The sequence below is a fragment of the Corynebacterium hindlerae genome, assembly GCF_014117265.1.
Classification (GTDB): domain Bacteria; phylum Actinomycetota; class Actinomycetes; order Mycobacteriales; family Mycobacteriaceae; genus Corynebacterium; species Corynebacterium hindlerae.
Map to the genome: position 1 here is coordinate 484849 of NZ_CP059833.1, position 19790 is coordinate 504638.

A 19790-nucleotide genomic window follows, 5' to 3' on the forward strand; every position below is an offset into this window, starting at 1 on the left:
CCCTAGTCCTTGTGAGGCCTAGCTGCTACAGAATCTGCGCTTCGCGTGACGGATTGTCCTTCGTGCGATTCTTACTGAGCCACATCACACATGCCACGGAGATGATGAACAGCACAGTGGAGGTGATGGTGTTAACCCGCAGGCCGTAGATCAACGTCGCGTGATCGGTGCGCATCAGTTCGATCCAGAACCTCCCCAACGTGTATCCGGCGACGTAGAGCCAAAACACCTTACCGCGATCGAGGTTGAATTTTTTGTCAGCCCACAGCAGGAGCACGCACACCAGCACATTCCAGATCATTTCGTATAAAAACGTGGGATGCACAATGGCGATAACTTCACCCGTCGAATGCCCCGTCAGCGGTGCTAGCGCCCCATTTTCATTAACTCGATAGAAGATCTTGAGCCCCCACGGCACCGTGGTTTCGGCGCCGTAGAGTTCCTGGTTGAAGTAGTTTCCAAGGCGCCCGATTGCTTGTGCCAAAATGATTCCGGGGGCTGCGGCGTCGGCAAGCGGGGCGATGGGCAGGCCCTTTACCTTCATCATCACCCAGACCATGAGCACACCAAGCGCTACCGCACCCCAAATCCCCAGGCCACCGTTGGTGATTTTCAGGGCGTCAATCGGGTTGCAGGACTCGCAAAAGTACTGGTCGTTGTCAGTAATGACGTGGTAGAGCCGTCCGCCTACAATGCCCGCGGGGACCGCTACCAACGCAGCATCCATCACCACATCAGCGTTACCGCCTCGCGCCACGTACCGACGCTTGGTGAGCCACACAGCAACGAGAATGCCCGCGACGATACACAGCGCGTAGGCACGAATGGGGATTCCGGCGAGATACCACACGCCCTGAGGCGGTGATGGAATGTAAGCGAGGTTCATCACGCATACAAGTGTGCCCTACAATGAAAAACTTCGCTGCCACTACCCCACGTTGTTACCGAGCCGTCGGGGTTGCCGGATGCTGCCCCACCGCCACCATGGTGCGCACCAGCGTCATAGGTTCCGGCGCGGTGACCAGGGATTCACCGATGACGACGGCGTCCGCGCCCGCGCTGGCATAACGACGCAAATCCTTCGCATCGCGCACCCCAGACAGCGCAATCCGGATGGTGTCTCGAGGCAGGCCTGGTGCGATTTCCCCAAAGGCGCTCGGGTTCATCGTCATCGAATGCAGGTTTCGGGCGTTCACACCCACTACCTTGGCGCCGGCTTGGATCGCGCGGGATGCGTCTTCAGGGGTGTGGACTTCGGCGAGCGCCGTCATCCCCAGTGATTCGATTCGATCCAGCAGGGATTCCAACCGGGCCTGGTCAAGCGCGGACACGATGAGCGGCACCATGTCCGCCCCGTAGTAGCGGGCCTCATGGATCTGGTACGGGTCTACGATGAAGTCTTTGCTCATCACCGGTACCGACACGGCAGCTTTCACAGCGGCGAGGTCTTCCAGGGACCCCATGAAACGGCGTCGTTCCGTTTGGCAGCCAATCATGCGAGCGCCACCGGCTTCAAACTGCTGCGCGAGCTCCGCGGGGTGGTCGATGCGAGCGATCTGGCCTTGGCACGGGGACGCGCGCTTAATTTCAGCGATCACGCCACAGCCGGGCTGCTGCAACGCTTCGAGTGCGTTGCGTGGCGGGGTAACCTCTCGCGACATCGCTTTGATGTCTTGGAATGGCACCTTGGCCTCTCGGGAGGCCACATCCTCCACGACGCCTTGAATGATCTGCTCAAGAACGGACGTCACTGGTCGACCTCCGTCTGCAAAACCGCGACAACTTTGGTGCACGGTTCTTAAGGCTAGTCGCTCACACTAAGGAGAGAAAAATCACGTGTCTTTCTCCGTGGGATCCACATCTGCATCGAGGGCATCCCACATCAGCCGTGGCGAGTCCGGATCGGCGGCTAGGTCGTCGGCAAGTTTCTCCTCTCGCGCCTGACGGGTTTCATAGGCGTTACGCCGCGCCTTATCGACGCCCGGGCGCATCACAAGCAAAATTCCAGCGAGCAAACCCACTGCGCAGCCGACGAGGGCGAGCAACGGTCCCGCGTTCATCACCTGGATGTTTTCCACCGTGGCCCATTGCGTGACCGTGACAGGATCTGATTGCCGCTGCGATGCAGCGCCGCTGGTGAGCAGGTCTTTCACTCGCATGGGGTCTGCGCCGTAGAGGACAATGTCGAGCGGTTTCCAGCTGGCAGCAGCTGCTGCTAGCGCGGCGATCCCGGCGACGATTCGGCGTGCGAGGCGCCGAAGCACCAAAATCGCGACGACAGCGGCGAGCAGCACCAGCACGATAGCCGTCATTTCCGTAGACCACACCGCTCCCACTAAATCGTGCTGGGCGGCGCCGGATTTGTCGTCGAAAATGTCCACCCGCAGCCAGGTGAGGCGGGAACCGATCCAGATCACTACCGCCGAGAGTGCGAGCAGCGCCGTAGCTATTGCGCGCATGGCAGCTTCCTATCGTCGAAGCAGGTGCGAGTTCCAGTGTGGCAGGCCGCCCCTGTCTGGCGTACCACCATGAGCAGTGTGTCCCCATCGCAGTCGGCGGCGATGCTCACTACTTCCTGGACGTGGCCGGAAGTCATGCCCTTGATCCAGTACTCATTCCGGGAGCGGGAGAAGTAGGTGCCCTTCCGGGTAGCCAGCGAGTGCGCCAGGGCGTGATCATCCATCCACGCCATCATCAGCACTTCCTTGGTTCCCTCGGCCTGCACGATCACGGGGATTAGGCCGGCGTCGTTGAATTTGAGCTTCGCTGCTAGCTTCGGATCCAGGTCGAACCTTGCGGGATCGCTCATCGTCGCACCTCAAGCCTTGCCTCAGCGAGGGCATCCTTAACCTCCGACACTGCGACGGTTCCGAAGTGGAACACCGAGGCAGCTAGCACCGCGTCGGCGCCTGCTTCCACTGCTGGTGGGAAGTGCTCTGCCCGTCCGGCGCCGCCGGAGGCGATCACCGGGATATTCACGGCTTCCCGAACCTTCGTGATTAGTTCAATGTCAAAGCCATCTTGGGTGCCGTCGCCGTCCATGGAGTTGAGCAGAATTTCCCCGGCTCCGAGTTCGGCTCCCCGGCGCGCCCATTCGATGGCGTCGAGGCCAGCGGACTTGGTCCCACCGTGGGTGGTGACCTCAAAACCGCTTGGCTGATCAGCTGCGCGTCGTGCATCGACGCTGAGCACGATGCACTGCGCGCCGAACCGCTGCGACAACTCAGAAATGAGTTCCGGGCGGTTAATCGCGGAGGTGTTGATGCTGACCTTGTCCGCGCCAGCGCGCAGCAACTCGTTCACATCGTCTTCGCTGCGCACGCCACCACCGACGGTGAGCGGAATAAACACCTGGTCAGCGGTCCTGCGTACCACATCCAGCATTGTGCCACGGCCCTGCTTCGAGGCGCTCACGTCCAGGAAGGTCAGTTCGTCAATCCCCTCTTGGCCATAACGAGCTGCCAGTTCTACCGGATCACCGGCATCACGCAGGTTGTCGAAATTCACTCCCTTGACCACTCGGCCGGCATCCACATCCAAACAGGCGATAACGCGCACTGCCACGGACATCAGTCACTCCCTCGTCAGCTAATCCATAATCTGGTTGATGGTACCCAAAATCTCTTGATGAGTGGCAGGGGTGCCAGCTACTACCCCACTGGAACCAATGAACCACTGGCCACCTTCTAGGTCTGTGGCCTCACCCCCTGCGGCACGAACCAGAAGCACTCCCGCAGCGTTGTCCCAGGGAAACGGGCTAAATGTCACGGTGGCAGCGAAAATCCCCAGTGCGGTGAATGCTAGGTCGATCCCCACCGACCCGGTTACCCGCAGTCGGGTGTAGTCATCCGCGAGGATCCCTAACAATTCATGACGCAACTTGCTGTGGAAGCCGTGTTGCTTGCTCGCGATCAATGACCCAAAACCTATCTGGGCAACGTCCTTGTCCGGCTCCGCGATCGGCGGCTGAGGCTGACCATTGAGCAGCAACGGAGATCCCGCGTACGCGGTGAGGCGCTTGCCGAAGGTCGGCATGGAGCACAGCGCCACGATCGGCTCCCCTTCGTACAGCAGGCTCACCAGGATCGCGCACATCGGGTTGCCGGCCGCGTAGTTGGATGTCCCGTCGATCGGGTCCACCACCCACACGGCAGGGTCATCTAAACTGCCGCCACCCTCTTCGCCGTACACCGGGATCCCGGTGAGCGCCGTGAGTTGCTGGCGGAGCATGAACTCGATCTTCAGGTCCGCGGTGGTGGCGAAATCGTGGGCTCCTTTGGAAACCCGTTCCGCCGTACCGAGCCCCGCCAGGAATACCTGTTCGCAGTCATCGACCACTGCCTCGGCTATCGCCAGCAGCATGCGCGCGTCCATTGGCCCAGCCCCTACTTAGCTGCCACCGCCGCCAAGGCTTCAGGCAAGGTGAATCGGCCTTCGTACAGGGCCTTGCCAATAATGGCCGAATCGATTCCCTCATCCACGTACTGCGCAAGGGAGATGACGTCGTCAAGCACGCTAATTCCACCGGAGGCCACGACGGGCGCGTCGGTGGCGGCGGCCACGTCGCGCAGCAGGTCAATGTTCGGGCCGGTCAGGGTGCCGTCTTTCGATACGTCCGTCACCACGAACCGGGAGCAGCCCTGCGCGGTGAGACGCTCGAGGACCTCCCACATGTCCCCACCATCGGAGACCCAACCGTTGCCCTTGGCGCGCCACTCGCCATCTACTTCGCGCACGTCCAGGCCGATCGCCACCCGGTCGCCGTACTTCTTAATGACCTCAGCGCACCACTCCGGCTTCTCCAACGCCGCCGTACCAATATTGACGCGGCGCGCACCCGTTCCCAGCGCACGCTCGAGCGACGCATCGTCCCGGATACCACCCGTGAGCTCGACGTTGATATCAAGACGACCGACTACTTCCGCCATCATTTCATGGTTGGAACCGCGCCCAAAGGCCGCATCCAAATCCACAAAGTGCAGCCACTCGGCGCCCTGTTCTTGCCACATCAACGCGGACTCAAGCGGAGTTCCGTAGACCGTTTCGCTGCCGGCTTCACCTTGGTGCAGGCGAACCGCCTGGCCATTAACAACGTCTACTGCTGGGAGAAGTGTAAAAGTCATGCGTTAAATTCTATCCCGTTTGCTTACAGGCTTTGCACCCAGTTGCGGAGCAACTTCAGCCCCACGTCACCGGATTTTTCCGGATGGAACTGGGTGGCCCACAGCGCGCCGTTGTCCACCGCTGCCACGAAACGGTCATTCTCGTGCGTTGACCAGGCAACTTTCGGGGCGGTGGTGAGCCCATCGCCGGTCAGTTCCCAGGAGCGCACCCCGTAGGAGTGGACGAAGTAGAACCGGTCCTCAGGGGTAATCCCGGCGAACATCTCGGAATCTTCCGGTGTCTCCACCGTGTTCCAGCCCATGTGCGGCAACACCTTAGCCTGCAGCTTTTCGACGCTCCCAGGCCACTCACCACAGCCCTGCGAGGTCACCCCGTGCTCAATGCCCGTGTCAAACAGGATCTGCATGCCCACGCAGATCCCCATGACCGGTCGGCCACCCGCCAGACGCTCGCCGATGAGGCGTGGCCCGTGCACTGCCCGCAATCCCCGCATGCACGCATCAAAGGCGCCGACACCGGGGACCAGCAGCCCATCGGCTTCCAGCACCGTCGTGGGATCAGAGGTGACAGTCACCCGGGCCCCAACATGTTCCAGTGCACGTTGTGCAGAGCGAATGTTTCCGGAGCCGTAATCGAGCAGGGCAATGTTCTTCATGCGGAACATTGTAGCCAGTAGGGTTACTTCGTCTTCTTCGCCTTACCCCTGGAGGTGTGCCTGCCAGGAAGTGGCAGACGCTTCACGCTCGGCACGCGACGCAGGCGGGTCTTGATGTTGTCGTAGTCCGTCACGCGGTGCTTACCCAAGTAGGTATCCAGTATTGTTGCCAGCAGGCCAAAGGCCATAATTCCGGCGGCCGCTGCGAAGGCTCCCGAGTAGGCGAACGACGCCGCAACGAAACCAAGCGCGAACGAACCGACACCGGTGCCGGAGTCGAAGGAAATGTTCCACAGCGCGGAGGCCTCGGATACCCGGCTGCGTGGCAGGCGGGTAAACATGGTGAGCAACGCTTCGTTCTGGGCGGCACCGAACCCGCCGCCGTACAGCACCGCCGCCAAAAACAGCAGCCACACGGACCAGTGGTTGGCCACCGTCATTGCCATGATAGCCAGGCCCAACGCGCCAATCAGCAGCGCCGGGGCCATCGTGGCACCAGCGTCGCCGCGTCGGTCAGCCACGACGCCTGCCAGGTATCGGAACACCATCTGGGCTCCGCCCACGATGGAGAGCACCACGCCCGCGAACAACGCACCGTTCACCGCGTCAGCTTCCCGTACCGCGGCTGGCAAGAAGGTGGACACCGTACCGAAGCCCATGGCAGCGACAAAAATACCGATCGCAGGGACGGTCACCAGCTTCCACGTCGCCACGCTCCGGCGCGCAGGTTCAGCAGTGGTGGTATCCGCAGCGGCTTCCGCCTCGTCCGGCACATCGGGCGCAATGTTCGGAATAAGCAAGCAGCACACCGCGGCGACCAGCGCCACGGCGGCTCCCAGCACGTACACCAGTTCAAAGCTAATGTTTTCCGCCAGGTACAGGCCCATGGGCAAAAACAGCAGCTCCGAGGTGCCCACCGCCAAGCCAAGAGTTCCGGAGGCTTTCCCCAGGAAGCGCAATGGGACAAGTTCCGCGATCAGCGCCGATTCGGCCACGGTCAGCGCACCGAACCCGACGCCCCGGATAGCGGAGATCAGCAGCACCGGCAGCATCTGCATTCCCAGCAGGTATCCCACAGCGGGAACGCCCAACAGGAACGCGGACACGCTCATCACGGGAATGTAGCCGAAGCGCCGACAGAGTCGCGGCGTGACCACCTGGGTCAGGACGGTCGCCGCCATGAACACACCGGTGGTGGCACCAGCGAAGGCATCTGAACCGCCCGACTGAATGACAGCCAGTGGTACGACGGGGAGCAATAGCGACCAGCTACCGAAGGCCGCCCCCACCGCGATGATGGTGGCTAAGAACCCGGGGCTACGCCACATGCTGGGAAGCTGTTCCAGTTCCTCTCGGGTGAGCCGACGGTTCGAAGCCTTCAGTACCACTTAGGTCATTTCTCCAATCAGCCACAATAATGCGGCGGCCAGGGCGATCGCAGCGCAGATCGCCAATCCGAATGTCGCTGTCCGATTCTCCGCCTTATAAGCAGACCACGCCCCACCAACGAGGAGGCCAGCGATGATGAATAACACGTACACCAGCGCGTAGCGCGGTTCGGAAGCACTCTTAGCTACTGTAACAAGTTTTGTCATCTGCTACAGCGCACCCTTGGTGGAAGGGATCCCGGTCATACGTGGGTCATATTCCACAGCCGCGCGCAGGGCACGAGCCACGGCCTTGTATTCCGCTTCCGTGATGTGGTGCGGGTCCCGCCCATAGTGGCAGCGAACGTGCAGCGTGATCCGGGAATTAAAGGCCAACGTTTCAAAGAAGTGCTCGTTGATCACTGTGGCATAGTGCCCACCGATGACCTGGTGCACCATGTGCTCCGGCTCGCCGGTGATCACGAAGTAAGGGCGACCGGAGATATCGACGATCGCCTCGCACAGGGTCTCGTCCATCGGGAGCATCGCGGAGCCGAAGCGTCGGATGCCTTTCTTGTCCCCGATGGCGTCCAGCAGCGCCTGTCCCAGCACGATGGCGGTGTCCTCCACGGTGTGGTGCGCGTCGATGTGGGTATCTCCCTTGGCGTGAACCTTGAGATCAAAAGAACCGTGCACGCCGAAGGCGGTGAGCATGTGATCGAAGAAGGGCACCCCGGTGTCGATATCCACCTGGCCCGACCCATCTAGGTTGATCTCCACCTGGATGTCGGACTCGGAGGTGGTGCGAGTGGCGGTTCCGATGCGCATTAGATGATCTCCTTCGCGGCACTGAGCAGGGCGTCGTTTTCTGCTGGCAATCCGATGGTAGCCCGCAAATGCCCGGCAACGCCGACGTCGCGGATCAGCACACCATGGGCCAGGAATTGTTGCCAGGATTGCTGCTGATCCTCAAACGGCCCAAAGAACACGAAGTTCGATTCGCTCGGGACCACCTGGTAGCCGGCGTCGGTAAGGCCTGCGACAACGCGGTCGCGTTCGACAGCCAGCTTCGCGACGGTCGCGAGGGTGTCTTTCCGGTGCCGCAGCGCAACAATCGCCGCTGCCTGAGACAGCGTGGACAGGTGGTACGGCAACCGCACCAGCATGACAGCTTCGATGAACGCCGGGTCCGCGACGAAGTAGCCCAGGCGCCCGCCGGCAAAGTCGAAGGCCTTGCTCATGGTGCGGGAGACAACGAGTTTGTGCGGGTACTTCGCCAGCAATGTGGTGGCTGACGGCGACGGGGAGAATTCGCCGTAGGCCTCATCGATGATGACAATCCCCGGAGCTGCCTGCAGAATTTGTTCGATGTCCGCCAGTGACGTCACATCGCCGGTCGGATTGTTGGGGGTGGTCACGAACACGACGTCCGGCTGGTGCTGTTCGATCGCGGAGAGGGCCACGTCCATGTCGATCCGGAAGTCGGCGCCTCGGGGCACCGCGATGAACTCGGTGTAGGTGCCCTGCGCCAGGATTGGGTGCATGGAGTAGCTCGGGGTAAAGCCCATCGCGCTGCGACCGGGGCCAGCGAAAGCCTGCAAGAGCTGCTGCAGGACCTCGTTAGACCCATTGGCAGCCCACAGATTGTCCTTGGTCACTGCGACGCCGGTCTGTTCCGTGACGTAGTCTGCCAGCGCGGTGCGCAAGTCCACTGCGTCGCGCTCTGGGTAGCGGTTGAGATCAGCGGCGAGCTTGGCTACTTCGGCGACCAGGTCGTCGATGAGCGCCTGCGATGGCGAGTAGGGATTTTCGTTGGTGTTGAGCCTGACGTCGACGCTGAGTTGAGGCGCGCCGTAGGCAGACTTACCGCGCAGTTCTTCGCGCAGTGGAAGATCAGATAGAGCCATTAGTTGTTCTCCAGACGTGCCTTGATTGCTTCGCCGTGAGCGGGCAGGCGCTCGGCGTCGGCGAGGGTGATGACGGTATCGCCGATCCCGGCGAGTCCTTCCTTGGTGTATTCCACAAAGTGCATGGCTTTGAGGAAGGTATGGGTGGACAGCCCGGAGGCGTACGCAGCGGAGCCGGAGGTGGGCAGCACGTGGTTGGAGCCGGCCGCATAGTCACCGAGAGGCACCGGGGCGTATTCCCCGACGAACACCGCGCCAGCGTTCCTGATCTTTCCAGCAACGTAGGCGTCGTCCTTGGTGTGGATTTCCAGGTGCTCGGCGCCGTAGGCGTTGGCAACGTGGATGGCGTGGTCCAGGTCGTCGACAAGCACGATGCCCGACTGCTGCCCCTTGAGCGCCTGGGCGACGCGGTCGGCGTTGAGGGTCACTCCGTAGCGCGCCTCGATTTCCTTATCCACCGCCTGTGCGAACTCCACCGACGGGGTGATCAGCACCGACGCTGCCATGACATCGTGCTCGGCCTGGGAGATCAGGTCATAGGCCACGTACACCGGGTTGGCTGTCTCATCCGCGACGATCGCGATTTCTGTAGGACCTGCCTCGGCGTCAATCCCGACGACGCCGCGCACCAGGCGCTTGGCTGCCGTAACGAAGATGTTGCCCGGCCCGGTGATCATGTCCACCGGTTCGAGGTCCGCATCACCGTACGCCAGCAACGCTACGGCTTGCGCCCCACCGACGGCCCATACTTCCTCCACTTCAAGCAGCTCGCAGGCCGCCAGGATGGTGGGGTGCGGCCAGCCCCCGAACTCCTGCTGCGGCGGGGAGGCCACCACGAGGGTCTCCACGCCGGCCTCCTGCGCCGGCACCACATTCATGATCACCGAGCTTGGGTACACCGCCTTGCCACCCGGAACGTACAGGCCCACGCGCTGCACCGGCAAGAATTCCTCCCGCACGACGGCGCCGTCCGCCAGAGTGACGGTGCTGCCACTCGGCTTCTGCGCTGCGTGCACGGTGCGTACCCGCTCGATGGCAGTTGTCAAGGCCTGTTTGATGGCGGGGTCGAGGTTGTCCGCAGCCTGCTTAACGACGTCCCGTGGCACCGTTACCGATTCTGGAGCGATACCGTCGAACTTGAGTCCGTATTCCAGTGCAGCTGCCGCACCGCGGTCCTTCACATCGGCGACGATGGGCTGTACCGTGGTGAGCACTGCATCCACATCCATCTGCCCGCGCGGAAGTGTCCGGCGCAATACGCTCATGCTGGCCTGTTGTCCGCGCACGTCAATGGTATTGAGCATCTTTGGTTCTAGCCTCCTTGGCAAATGGATGGAATCGGTGTTTATTCTAGGTGTTTGGACGGGTCATCCCTTAAAATCTTGATATTCTTGCCCATTTCAGGGCTAGCAGACACCACCAAGAAATAGTTTTCACTCTGATGAAAACTATACAAAGTGCGGGGAGAGGAGGAAACAAGTGGGCATCGCAGCGGAGGATCGCGGAAAGATCCTCATGTTTCCCACCATCGCCACCCTGGCCGAGGCCGCAACTGAGGTGGGACTGAATTTCATTGAAGGCGCGGACCGTCTGCTGTTGCCCTGGGATTTACACCGCCAGCTCTTCACGTTCACTGCGCACCCACGACCTGCGCTGGTGTCTTTCGCCCAGGTACGACGCGATATCAGCATGGGCCTGCTCCGCGATGTCTCAGAGTTCATCGACAACTGGAACAGCGAGCGTATCAACCCCACAGCGTCTTTTCGGGTGACTGACGAAGGTGACCTGTCGGTGGCCTTCAGCGCGTTCATGCCCGTCGGTGCCGGCCTCAGCTTCGAGCAACTCACCGACTTCATCTACCGTAGCTGCGATGTCACGGACATGGCCGTTAATGCACTCGCGGACCACCTTGGTCCGGACGTCGTCTCTGGGCTCAATGACTTCGCGCGCACCTATGAAGACGACAAAGCGCTGCGCGCTCCGCTGTTTCGCCCGCGCAACCTTGACGGCGATCCCGGCCGAGAAATGGACGAGCACACCGCACTGAATCTGTTCCTCGATTCTTCCGAGCAGCCGGCAATGTTTGCCGATGAGCTCTCCCCCATCACCATCGATCGCATCGCCGACACGTGGGCCACCCGGGGCATCACCAACATGGAAAAGCATGAGGATTTCATTGTCACCGGAATCAACAACATCCTCATGGCGGTCTTTATTGACAACGGCCCCTCCCTACTCATGCGAGGACACTGGGATTGCTTCGTCCCCGAAGCAGACCTGCTCAAGGCCTTCCTCATCGCCAACGACTGGAATAACGCCCCCTCGCTCACCCGGGCCCTATGGGTAACCGAGGAGCAGGCGCTCCAGCTCCGTGTCGAGGCAGCGCTGCCCATCACGCACGGTATGTCCAGCGAACAGTTAGACGAGGTCATCACCACCTACACCCAGGAAATCCTCAGGGCGATTGATTCCCTCAGTATGGACATCAGCGGCCACTCGCCTGTGCATTGGCCGGACCAATAGGGGCGTTATTCGAAGTCGAGCCCCAGGTCCAAGGCGCGAACCGAGTGCGTCAACGAACCGACCGCCAGGAAATCCACACCGCACTTGGCGTAGTCGGCCGCGTGTTCCAACCGCAGGCCACCAGAGGCTTCCAGCAACGTCGACGGCGATAGTGCATTACGACGCTGCACAGCAATCTGCACCTCCCACAGGTCAAAGTTGTCCAGCAACACCTCGTCAGGAGACTCTGTCAAAATTTCATCCAACTGCGCGAGCGTATCTACTTCTACCTCGCACCACACGTCCGGGTACTCCAGACGAACGCAGCGCAGCGCTCCCACCACGGACCCGGCAGCCACCACGTGGTTGTCCTTGATCATTGCGCGATCCCCCAGCCCCATGCGGTGGTTTTCGCCACCGCCGGCCCGGACTGCGTATTTTTGTAGTTTCCGCATCATTGGCAACGTCTTGCGGGAGTCACGAATTTTCGCGCCAGTGCCGGCGACAGCGTCCACCCACTCCGCGGTGGCCGTGGCTACCCCACCGAGGTGCGTCAGCAAGTTGAGCATCGTGCGCTCAGCGGTGAGGAGAGTTCGGGTCGGACATTCAATCGTGGCGACTGCGGTACCTGGCTCCACGCGATCGCCGTCGGAAAGGTGCAGTTCCACGCGGTAATCTTCGGTGGTGCTGACTTCGGAGAGGACGGCGTCGATAAGCGCGAGCCCGGCGACGGTGCCGTGCGCGCGGCTGACAATTTTCGCGGTGGCACGCTGCGTCTCGCCGACGGTGGCGCGGGTGGTGATGTCCGGTCCGTAAGCGAGGTCCTCGTCGAGTGCGACGCGGATGACGGCGCGGGCGTCGGCAAGGTCAAAAGCAAGGTCAGGGCCAAAATCAGACATTATTCGCCGTCACCAGGCTTTCCAATCGTGATCATGCGCGCGACGCTGGCGCGGGCCTTGTCGGCCACATCGGCGGGGACGGTCACCTCGTCGGTGCCGTCGGCCAGGCACTTGAGCAGCGCTGCGGGGGTGATGCGCTTCATGTAACCGCATTCGGCGCGCTCGTTGACCGGCTGGAAGTTCACCTCTGGGGCTGCCTTGTGCAGCTGGTGCAACATACCCAGCTCCGTGGCCACCAACACGGTGGAACCGCCGGACACCTCACGGGCGCTGGTGAGCATATCGCCAGTGGACAGCATGTGCACTCGTTCTTTTTCGATCGTGCCCTCGCCCGCCAGGTAGATCGCGGAGTTCGCACACCCGCACTCAGGGTGAATGAACAGCTCAGCGGCCGGATTCGACACCGCCGCCTCCTCCAACTGCCGGGAGCTAATCCCCGCGTGCACGTGGCATTCCCCCGCCCAGGTACGCACATTGTCCCGGCCGGTCTCCCGGATCACGTGGGCGCCCAAGAACTGATCCGGGCAGAACAGAATTTCGGTGTCCGGGTCGATGGATGCCACCACATCGACAGCATTGGACGAGGTGCAGCACACGTCAGTCAGCGCCTTTACCGCCGCGGTGGTGTTGACGTAAGAAACGACCACGGCGTCCGGGTGCTCATCTTTCCATTCCTGCAGCTGCTCCGCGGTGATGGAGTCCGCGAGCGAACACCCTGCTTCCTCGTCCGGGATAAGAACAGTTTTGTCCGGGGACAGGATCTTCGCGGTTTCCGCCATAAAGTGCACGCCACAGAACACGATCACGTCTGCGTCCGTTTCCGCTGCAATGCGCGACAGGGCCAGGGAATCGCCTGTGAAGTCGGCGATGTCTTGGATCTCCGGGAGCTGGTAGTTGTGGGCGAGGATTACCGCGCGGCGTTCCTGCTTGAGGCGGGCAACTTCCCGACGCCATTCATCCGAGGCCTCGATCCCGGCATACCCTTCCGGGGTGCTCACTACCGATGCGCGAAGTGGCGATTCGATCGGACCAAGTTGGCTTAGTGCAGACAATGTGCATGCCCCTTATGTTGTTTTGAACTAAAATTAACTGGAAAGACTAGCACGCTTAGCGTCGTGTTCTTGGTGGGGGTAACTGCTGAATACCGCAAGAAGCCACATCATCAAGACAAAGACGAAAGGCGCCACGAGCACGGCATTAGCGATCCCCACCGAGGGCAGATAGTCGATGTGCGCACCTACCTGTAACTCGTCCTCCGCGGGGGTACCTACTTTCAGCAAGGCGAATTTTGTCCCGGCCAGAAAGAAGGTGAGGGAGCCGAGGACCATCGTGACGGCGCCCCACAGCATCATGCCGATACCGGCGTAGTCCTGGTGTCGCAGCCACGCGTAGCAGCCGAGAATAATCCCCAGGATGAGGAAGCACACCACCATGACGCCGAAGGTTTGGAACTCTATGTTCGCATTGAGCAGCTCGGGATCGGTGACCTCTACTCCCCCGTTGTCAGTAATCACGCCAGAGACCGCCGGGCGCCAGGCACCCCAGGCAAGCCCACTAAGCCCAAAGGCGAGCAAGCTGATGAGCAGTACCTCGGCGTACGCCCCCACAACACCAGGAATAAGCCGTGGTCGCAGTGTGTGGGGGTGATCGGCGCCAGGAGCGGTCATAGTCATGAACTACAGAGTTTAGCGTTCCAGGTATTTCGAATCGACAGCGCCATGGCGGGAGCAGATGGCATCCCAGCCATCGGGGCGGATCTGCACGACGATCCGGCGCCCGCAAATTTGGCAGTAGCGTGGCGCTTCCAAGCCAGCGCGGGCGCTCGGTGACAGAGTGACTGTCAGCTCCCCGTCCTCTGGGATTTTCTCGCCAGTGTTGGGGTGGTAGATCGGCGCTGCCCCGGTGAGCAGCGCTTCCAACAGCTCAGTGCTTTCGGGAGTTTTCATCTGCGGTTAGACGGTAGCGTTCAGAGCCTTGATCGGCAGGCGCAGCTTGCCCATCATGTCCAGGTCCTGTTCCTGCGGGCGCCCCAGGGTGGTGAGGTAGTTGCCGACGATGATGGCGTTGATGCCACCGAGCAGACCTTGCTCGACACCGAGGTCACCCAGGGTGAGCTCACGGCCACCGGCAAAGCGCAGGATGGTCTTAGGCAGCGCCAGGCGGAAGGCGCCGATCGCGCGGAGGGCGTCCTGGGCCGGCATGACTTCCCGGTCAGCGAATGGGGTGCCTGGGCGCGGATCAAGGAAGTTCATGGGCACTTCGGTAGGGTTCAGTTCTGCCAGGTCCTGCGCAAACTCGGCTCGCTGTTCCAGGGTTTCCCCCATGCCGAGGATGCCACCGGAGCACACTTCCATGCCTGCTTTGGCCACCATGTCGAGGGTTTCGCGGCGTGATTCCCAGCTGTGGGTGGTGACCACGTTCGGGAAGAAGGACCGGGCAGTTTCCAGGTTGTGGTTGTAGCGGTGGACGCCGGCCTTGGCCAGGCGGTCGACCTGCTCCTGGGTCAGGATGCCGATGGAGGCTGCGACCTCAATATCCACTTCGGACTTGATGGCTGCGACAGCGTTTTCCAGCTGCTGCATCAGGTTCTCGTCCGGCCCCTTGACAGCCGCGACGATGCAGAACTCGGTGGCGCCGGTCTTGGCGGTCTGCTTGGCAGCGTCCACGAGGGCAGGGATGTCAAGCCATGCGGAGCGCACTGGAGAGTCGAACAAGCCGGACTGGGAGCAGAAGTGGCAATCTTCTGGGCAGCCACCGGTTTTTAGGGAGATGATGCCTTCCATCTCCACTTCTTCACCACACCACTTCAGGCGGACTTCGTGCGCCAGTTCCAGCAGTTCAGGGATGCGATCGTCGTCCAGCTGGAGTACCGCGAGGGTTTCTTCCTTGTTCAGGCCTTCGCCTCGCTCGAGAACCTTTTCGCGGGCAAGGTCAAGGATGTCATTCTGGACGGTGGTCATGGTAGGTCACGTTCCTTACAATCACGTTGGTCAGCACATCGTGCGGGCTTGTTGTGTATAGGCTCACACTACACCGCACCTTAAACGCCGTTCAAAAGAAAGGGGGTAACAACACTTTTTGTCGCGCGAGTTCTATTGTGGAGGTCGTGCAGTTAACCCGAGAGAGCATCATTAGCGCAGCCATTGACATCCTCGATTCCTACGGGCTGGCGGACATGACCATGCGCCGACTCGCAAAACACCTCGAGGTGGTACCCGGCGCGCTCTACTGGCATATCCCTAATAAGCAGTCGCTGATCGAAGCCATCGCGGAGGAGATTCTTTCACCCGTATGGGAGGCTATCGCCGTCGGTAAGCACAGCGCCTCCGAGCTGTGCGAGGTGCTCCGCGCGGCCATGATTCGGCACCGCGACGGCGCTGAGGTGGTCGGTGCCGCCCTGCCCGTCGGTGACATTACTGAGCGCATTATCGCTGCGCTTATCGACGCCCTCACCACCGAAAACGCTTCCCCCGAGCGGGCACGGGTGGCGGCGGGCACGCTCCTGAACTTTACCGTCGGAGCCACGTTGCATGAGCAGTCGCGTCAGCAGATGGATGCTGCGCTGGACCGCCCAGGGGTGCCCGCTGTGCAGTCGGCGCGTGATTTTACTGACGGCCTGTCGCTCATCATGTCCGGAGTTTCGGTGCAACGTTAAGTAAGGTGTTGAGCATGACTCAACAAAATGGCAATGTCCGACAGATCTGGCCGGGAGACGCATACCCGCTTGGCTCTACCTACGACGGCGCCGGCACCAACTTCGCCCTCTTTTCCGATATCGCAGAGAAGGTCGAACTCTGCCTCATTGACCGTGAGCAGAACGAAGAACGCATCGAACTCGAAGAAGTCGACGCCCACATTTGGCACTGCTACCTGCCAGGCGTCCAGCCAGGCCAACGCTACGGCTACCGCGTGTATGGCCCGTACGACCCGGCAAACGGCCACCGCTGCGACCCAACAAAACTGCTGGTAGACCCGTACGCTAAGGCCTTCGACGGCGAGTTCGACGGCCACCCCTCGCTGTTTAGCTACGACATCACCAACCCTGATGATCCGAACGCCCGCAACACCGAAGACAGCCTGCACCACACCATGCGCTCTGTGGTGATTAACCCCTTCTTCGACTGGGCCAATGACCGCTCCCCCAAGACTCCGTACCACGAGACCGTGATCTACGAGGCTCACGTCAAGGGCATGACCATGACGCACCCGGACGTCCCGGAACAGCTGCGCGGTACCTACGCAGGCTTGGCGCACCCGGCCATCATCAACTACCTCAAGGACCTGGGGGTGACCGCCATCGAGCTCATGCCTGTGCACCAGTTCCTGCAGGACGATCGCCTGCGCGAGCTGGGGTTGCGCAACTACTGGGGGTACAACACCTTCGGGTTCTTCGCACCGCACCAGGACTACGCAGCGGCCACCAAGCCTGGCGGCGCCGTGTCCGAATTCAAGGGTATGGTGCGCGCCTTCCACGAAGCAGGCATCGAAGTGATCCTGGACGTGGTGTACAACCACACCGCCGAGGGCAACCACATGGGCCCCACCATCGCGTTCCGCGGCATCGATAACGCTGCCTACTACCGCCTGGTGGACTCCGACAAGCGCCACTACATGGACTACACCGGCACTGGTAACTCGCTGAACGTGCGCCACCCGCACTCCTTGCAGCTGATCATGGACTCCTTGCGCTACTGGGTCTCTGAGATGCACGTCGACGGTTTCCGCTTCGACCTCGCCTCTACCCTGGCTCGTGAACTCCACGACGTTGACCGCCTCTCGGCGTTCTTCGACCTCGTGCAGCAGGATCCGATCGTGTCCCAGGTCAAGCTGATCGCAGAGCCGTGGGACATTGGCGAGGGCGGCTACCAGGTGGGTAACTTCCCACCGCTGTGGACCGAGTGGAACGGTAAGTACCGTGACACCATGCGCGATTTCTGGCGCGGTGAACCTGCCACCCTGGGCGAGTTTGCTTCCCGACTGACCGGCTCGTCGGACCTCTACGCCAACAATGGTCGTCGACCAACCGCGTCCATTAACTTTGTTACCGCCCACGACGGCTTCACCCTCAATGACCTGGTCAGCTACAACGAGAAGCACAACATGGCCAACGGTGAGGACGGGCGCGACGGCGAATCCCACAACCGATCCTGGAACTGTGGCGTGGAGGGCCCCACCGACGATCCGGAGATCCAGCAGTTGCGCGCCCAGCAGCGCCGCAACTTCCTCACCACGTTGCTGCTCTCACAGGGCACCCCGATGATCGCCCACGGCGACGAAATGGGCCGCACCCAGCAGGGCAACAACAACGTCTACTGTCAGGATTCCGAGCTGTCGTGGATCAACTGGGACCAGGTGGAAGAAAATGCAGACCTGGTGGCGTTCACCAAACGTCTGCTGGAAATCCGCCGCGACCACCCAGTGTTCCGCCGTCGTCGCTTCCTCGCCGGTGGCCCGCTTGGCGATAACATGCCGGAGCGCGACATCGCATGGCTCACCCCTGAAGGGCGTCTGATGACGCAGGACGACTGGGGTTTTACCTCCGGCAAATCCATCATGGTGTACCTCAACGGAAACGCCATCGCGGAACCGGACGAGCGTGGCCAACGTGTCACCGACGATTCCTACTTGCTGTGCTTCAACGCCTACCACGAGGACATCGATTTCACCCTGCCGAATTCTGCCTTGGGCGGAAGCTGGAAACTGCAGATCGATACCACCGATAAGACCGGTATCCCGGCTGATGAAGAGATCTACCAAGCCTCAGGACACCTGGTGGTTCCCGGCCGCAGTGTCATGCTGCTGAAGCAAATGACCCCACCGGAGCCGGTGGAAGCAGAGGAGCCAGTTTCTCCGGAAGCTGACGCAGCCAAGTAGACTCACTGTAGTCCTCTTGGCCGGCTCAACTCGAAAGTGATGAAGCAGTGATCGCAGCGCACGGTGCCCACCTCAATGTCACCCCTACCAGTGTGGATGTGCACTATTCTCCGCTGCTCACTGCATTGCAGTTTCAGTCGCGCAGCATCTCGCTCGCCGAGGTCACCGGCACTGAAGTGGTGGCCCCCACCAGCGTGCTCGGGGGTCGGGTGACGTTGCTCGGGGTGGGAATCGACGTCACCTTCAGCCCTGGTCAGGCCTCGAACGCCCAAGAGTTCTGTGCAGCCGTGGAGGCGGCGTTATCCGGCGAGACGATCCCGTCCTCGGGTTCCGTCCCTGGGTTGAACTTCATCGCCTTCGATGTCGAAACCGCGAATGCGGACTGGGGTTCCATCTGCCAGATCGGCGCGGTGCGCTTCCAGGACGGCCTCCCCACCGACTCGGTGTCTTGGTTCGTCTCCCCGCCACCAGGGCTCGAGCACTTCGATCCCGACAATGTTGCTATCCACGGCCTAACGCAAACTGATGTGGAGTCCGCTCCGGCTTTCCCCCAACGGCTGACTGAACTCACCGACTTTGTAGGCGAGCTGCCGATGGTGGCGCACAACGCCCAGTTCGATTTCACTGCGCTCTCCCGCGCGAGCATGGCCTGTGGCATCACCCCACCTCGATTTGTGTTCGGTTGCACTCTGCTGATGGCGCGAGCTGCGCAGTTAGGTTTTGACAACAACCGCCTGCCCACCGTTGCCAGTGGCCTGGGGGTTGAGCTGACCAAGCACCATGACGCAACCGCGGACGCTGCTGCGTGCGGTGGTATCGCGGTGGCGCTGGCCCGGCGCGATGGCTTCACTGGAAGTTTCGTGGACATGTGTTTTAGCCGTGGCTTCACCATGGGGCTGCTGGAACCACACCGGGTGTACCCGGTGCTGCGGGATCGTAGTGGCGCAGGTGTTGCCGTGCAGCGTACCAAGTTGGGGCTGGCTCCGGAGACCAAGGAGTCTCCAGTTTCGGATGCCACGCCTCGTCCCCGGGACACAGGTAGGTCGGCGCCGTGGGCCCGAGTGGCCACCCCGGAGGTGATTCCAGACCCGAATCCCGATGCCGATCCTGCTGGCCCGCTCTTCGGCCAGAATGTCACGTTGACCGGTGATTTTGCCCCGTTTGAGAAGGGTGATTTGTGGGATAGGATCACCGAGCGTGGTGGCTCCGTAGGCAAGAATGTGACAAAGAAAACCACCATCGTGGTGTGCGGACCGTGGGCGACAGTCACATCCAAGCAAAAGCGTGCCGAGGAGCTGATGGCTCAGGGGCAGGAGATCTCGTTGTGGGATCGGGACCGGCTTTATGAGGCGCTGGGGCTCAATGAACAACCCCCGTTTTAAAAATTTTTTCTTCCTCCAATGGAACCTTTTGGCCGGGTGTCGCAGTCTATATAAGTGAGACAGTTTTTCGCTTAATTGGG

Annotated in this window: 22 protein-coding genes; 4 read left to right on the forward strand and 18 right to left on the reverse strand. The window is 61.2% G+C overall.

Going from position 1 to position 19790, the window contains the following annotated elements:
• Positions 1 to 25: 25 nt before the first annotated feature.
• From lgt to hisD, 13 genes are all read right to left on the reverse strand, one after another.
• A complete protein-coding gene (gene lgt / locus HW450_RS02320) occupies positions 26 to 886 on the reverse strand; it encodes a prolipoprotein diacylglyceryl transferase (RefSeq protein ID WP_182387268.1) in 861 nt (286 codons plus the stop codon).
• Positions 887 to 941: 55 nt separating this feature from the next.
• Positions 942 to 1751: an indole-3-glycerol phosphate synthase TrpC gene (gene trpC / locus HW450_RS02325; RefSeq protein ID WP_182386426.1), complete on the reverse strand. Its 810-nt coding sequence runs from the start codon at positions 1749 to 1751 to the stop codon at positions 942 to 944.
• Positions 1752 to 1832: 81 nt separating this feature from the next.
• Positions 1833 to 2459: a TIGR02234 family membrane protein gene (locus HW450_RS02330; RefSeq protein ID WP_182386427.1), complete on the reverse strand. Its 627-nt coding sequence runs from the start codon at positions 2457 to 2459 to the stop codon at positions 1833 to 1835.
• Positions 2447 to 2809 (reverse strand): phosphoribosyl-AMP cyclohydrolase, encoded by a 363-nt coding sequence (gene hisI, locus HW450_RS02335; RefSeq protein WP_182386428.1) that lies wholly within the window; start codon positions 2807 to 2809, stop codon positions 2447 to 2449. Before hisI ends, HW450_RS02330 begins: the two co-directional genes overlap by 13 nt.
• Positions 2806 to 3570: an imidazole glycerol phosphate synthase subunit HisF gene (gene hisF / locus HW450_RS02340; protein WP_182386429.1), complete on the reverse strand. Its 765-nt coding sequence runs from the start codon at positions 3568 to 3570 to the stop codon at positions 2806 to 2808. Before hisF ends, hisI begins: the two co-directional genes overlap by 4 nt.
• A gap of 18 nt (positions 3571 to 3588) precedes the next feature.
• Entirely contained in the window at positions 3589 to 4374 is a 786-nt protein-coding gene (locus HW450_RS02345; protein ID WP_182386430.1) for an inositol monophosphatase family protein, read from the reverse strand.
• Between the two features lie 11 nt (positions 4375 to 4385).
• Positions 4386 to 5123 carry a bifunctional 1-(5-phosphoribosyl)-5-((5-phosphoribosylamino)methylideneamino)imidazole-4-carboxamide isomerase/phosphoribosylanthranilate isomerase PriA gene (priA, locus tag HW450_RS02350; RefSeq protein ID WP_182386431.1) on the reverse strand — a complete coding sequence of 246 codons (738 nt, stop codon included), beginning with the start codon at positions 5121 to 5123 and terminating at the stop codon, positions 4386 to 4388.
• 23 nt (positions 5124 to 5146) lie between these two features.
• Entirely contained in the window at positions 5147 to 5779 is a 633-nt protein-coding gene (gene hisH, locus HW450_RS02355; protein ID WP_182386432.1) for an imidazole glycerol phosphate synthase subunit HisH, read from the reverse strand.
• A gap of 23 nt (positions 5780 to 5802) precedes the next feature.
• Positions 5803 to 7107, reverse strand: a complete 1305-nt coding sequence (locus tag HW450_RS02360) for an MFS transporter (RefSeq protein ID WP_182387270.1) — start codon at positions 7105 to 7107, stop codon at positions 5803 to 5805.
• A 60-nt stretch (positions 7108 to 7167) separates the two neighbouring features.
• Positions 7168 to 7374, reverse strand: a complete 207-nt coding sequence (locus HW450_RS02365; RefSeq protein ID WP_182386433.1) for a hypothetical protein — start codon at positions 7372 to 7374, stop codon at positions 7168 to 7170.
• Between the two features lie 3 nt (positions 7375 to 7377).
• On the reverse strand, positions 7378 to 7974 hold the full coding sequence (gene hisB, locus HW450_RS02370) for an imidazoleglycerol-phosphate dehydratase HisB (RefSeq protein ID WP_182386434.1): 597 nt from the start codon (positions 7972 to 7974) through the stop codon (positions 7378 to 7380).
• Entirely contained in the window at positions 7974 to 9053 is a 1080-nt protein-coding gene (locus tag HW450_RS02375; protein ID WP_182386435.1) for a histidinol-phosphate transaminase, read from the reverse strand. Before HW450_RS02375 ends, hisB begins: the two co-directional genes overlap by 1 nt.
• Positions 9053 to 10357 carry a histidinol dehydrogenase gene (gene hisD / locus HW450_RS02380; RefSeq protein ID WP_182386436.1) on the reverse strand — a complete coding sequence of 435 codons (1305 nt, stop codon included), beginning with the start codon at positions 10355 to 10357 and terminating at the stop codon, positions 9053 to 9055. The genes HW450_RS02375 and hisD overlap by 1 nt, the downstream gene beginning before the upstream one ends.
• Positions 10358 to 10532: 175 nt before the next feature.
• On the opposite strand from hisD, the gene HW450_RS02385 reads away from it, so the two are divergent.
• Positions 10533 to 11576 carry a YbjN domain-containing protein gene (locus HW450_RS02385; RefSeq protein ID WP_182386437.1) on the forward strand — a complete coding sequence of 348 codons (1044 nt, stop codon included), beginning with the start codon at positions 10533 to 10535 and terminating at the stop codon, positions 11574 to 11576.
• Positions 11577 to 11581: 5 nt separating this feature from the next.
• On the opposite strand, the gene nadC is transcribed toward HW450_RS02385, so the two are convergent.
• The 5 genes from nadC to bioB are packed head-to-tail and all read right to left on the reverse strand — an operon-like array spanning position 11582 to position 15414.
• Positions 11582 to 12454, reverse strand: coding sequence for a carboxylating nicotinate-nucleotide diphosphorylase (gene nadC / locus HW450_RS02390; RefSeq protein WP_182386438.1), 873 nt, complete (start codon positions 12452 to 12454; stop codon positions 11582 to 11584).
• On the reverse strand, positions 12454 to 13506 hold the full coding sequence (gene nadA / locus HW450_RS02395; RefSeq protein WP_182386439.1) for a quinolinate synthase NadA: 1053 nt from the start codon (positions 13504 to 13506) through the stop codon (positions 12454 to 12456). The genes nadC and nadA overlap by 1 nt, the downstream gene beginning before the upstream one ends.
• Positions 13507 to 13539: 33 nt before the next feature.
• A complete protein-coding gene (locus tag HW450_RS02400) occupies positions 13540 to 14127 on the reverse strand; it encodes a hypothetical protein (protein ID WP_182386440.1) in 588 nt (195 codons plus the stop codon).
• A gap of 12 nt (positions 14128 to 14139) precedes the next feature.
• Positions 14140 to 14400 (reverse strand): biotin synthase auxiliary protein BsaP, encoded by a 261-nt coding sequence (bsaP, locus tag HW450_RS02405; RefSeq protein WP_182386441.1) that lies wholly within the window; start codon positions 14398 to 14400, stop codon positions 14140 to 14142.
• A 6-nt stretch (positions 14401 to 14406) separates the two neighbouring features.
• Complete coding sequence (gene bioB / locus HW450_RS02410; RefSeq protein WP_182386442.1) at positions 14407 to 15414, reverse strand: biotin synthase BioB; 1008 nt, start codon at positions 15412 to 15414, stop codon at positions 14407 to 14409.
• A 146-nt stretch (positions 15415 to 15560) separates the two neighbouring features.
• Between bioB and HW450_RS02415 the strand changes: the two genes are divergently transcribed.
• Genes HW450_RS02415 through HW450_RS02425 form a run of 3 tightly spaced genes read left to right on the forward strand, consistent with a single transcriptional unit; the run spans position 15561 to position 19710 of the window.
• Positions 15561 to 16109: a TetR family transcriptional regulator gene (locus tag HW450_RS02415; RefSeq protein ID WP_182386443.1), complete on the forward strand. Its 549-nt coding sequence runs from the start codon at positions 15561 to 15563 to the stop codon at positions 16107 to 16109.
• A 14-nt stretch (positions 16110 to 16123) separates the two neighbouring features.
• Positions 16124 to 18328, forward strand: coding sequence for a glycogen debranching protein GlgX (glgX, locus tag HW450_RS02420; protein WP_182386444.1), 2205 nt, complete (start codon positions 16124 to 16126; stop codon positions 18326 to 18328).
• Positions 18329 to 18375: 47 nt separating this feature from the next.
• Positions 18376 to 19710: an exonuclease domain-containing protein gene (locus HW450_RS02425; protein WP_182386445.1), complete on the forward strand. Its 1335-nt coding sequence runs from the start codon at positions 18376 to 18378 to the stop codon at positions 19708 to 19710.
• The last annotated feature ends 80 nt before the right edge of the window (positions 19711 to 19790 follow it).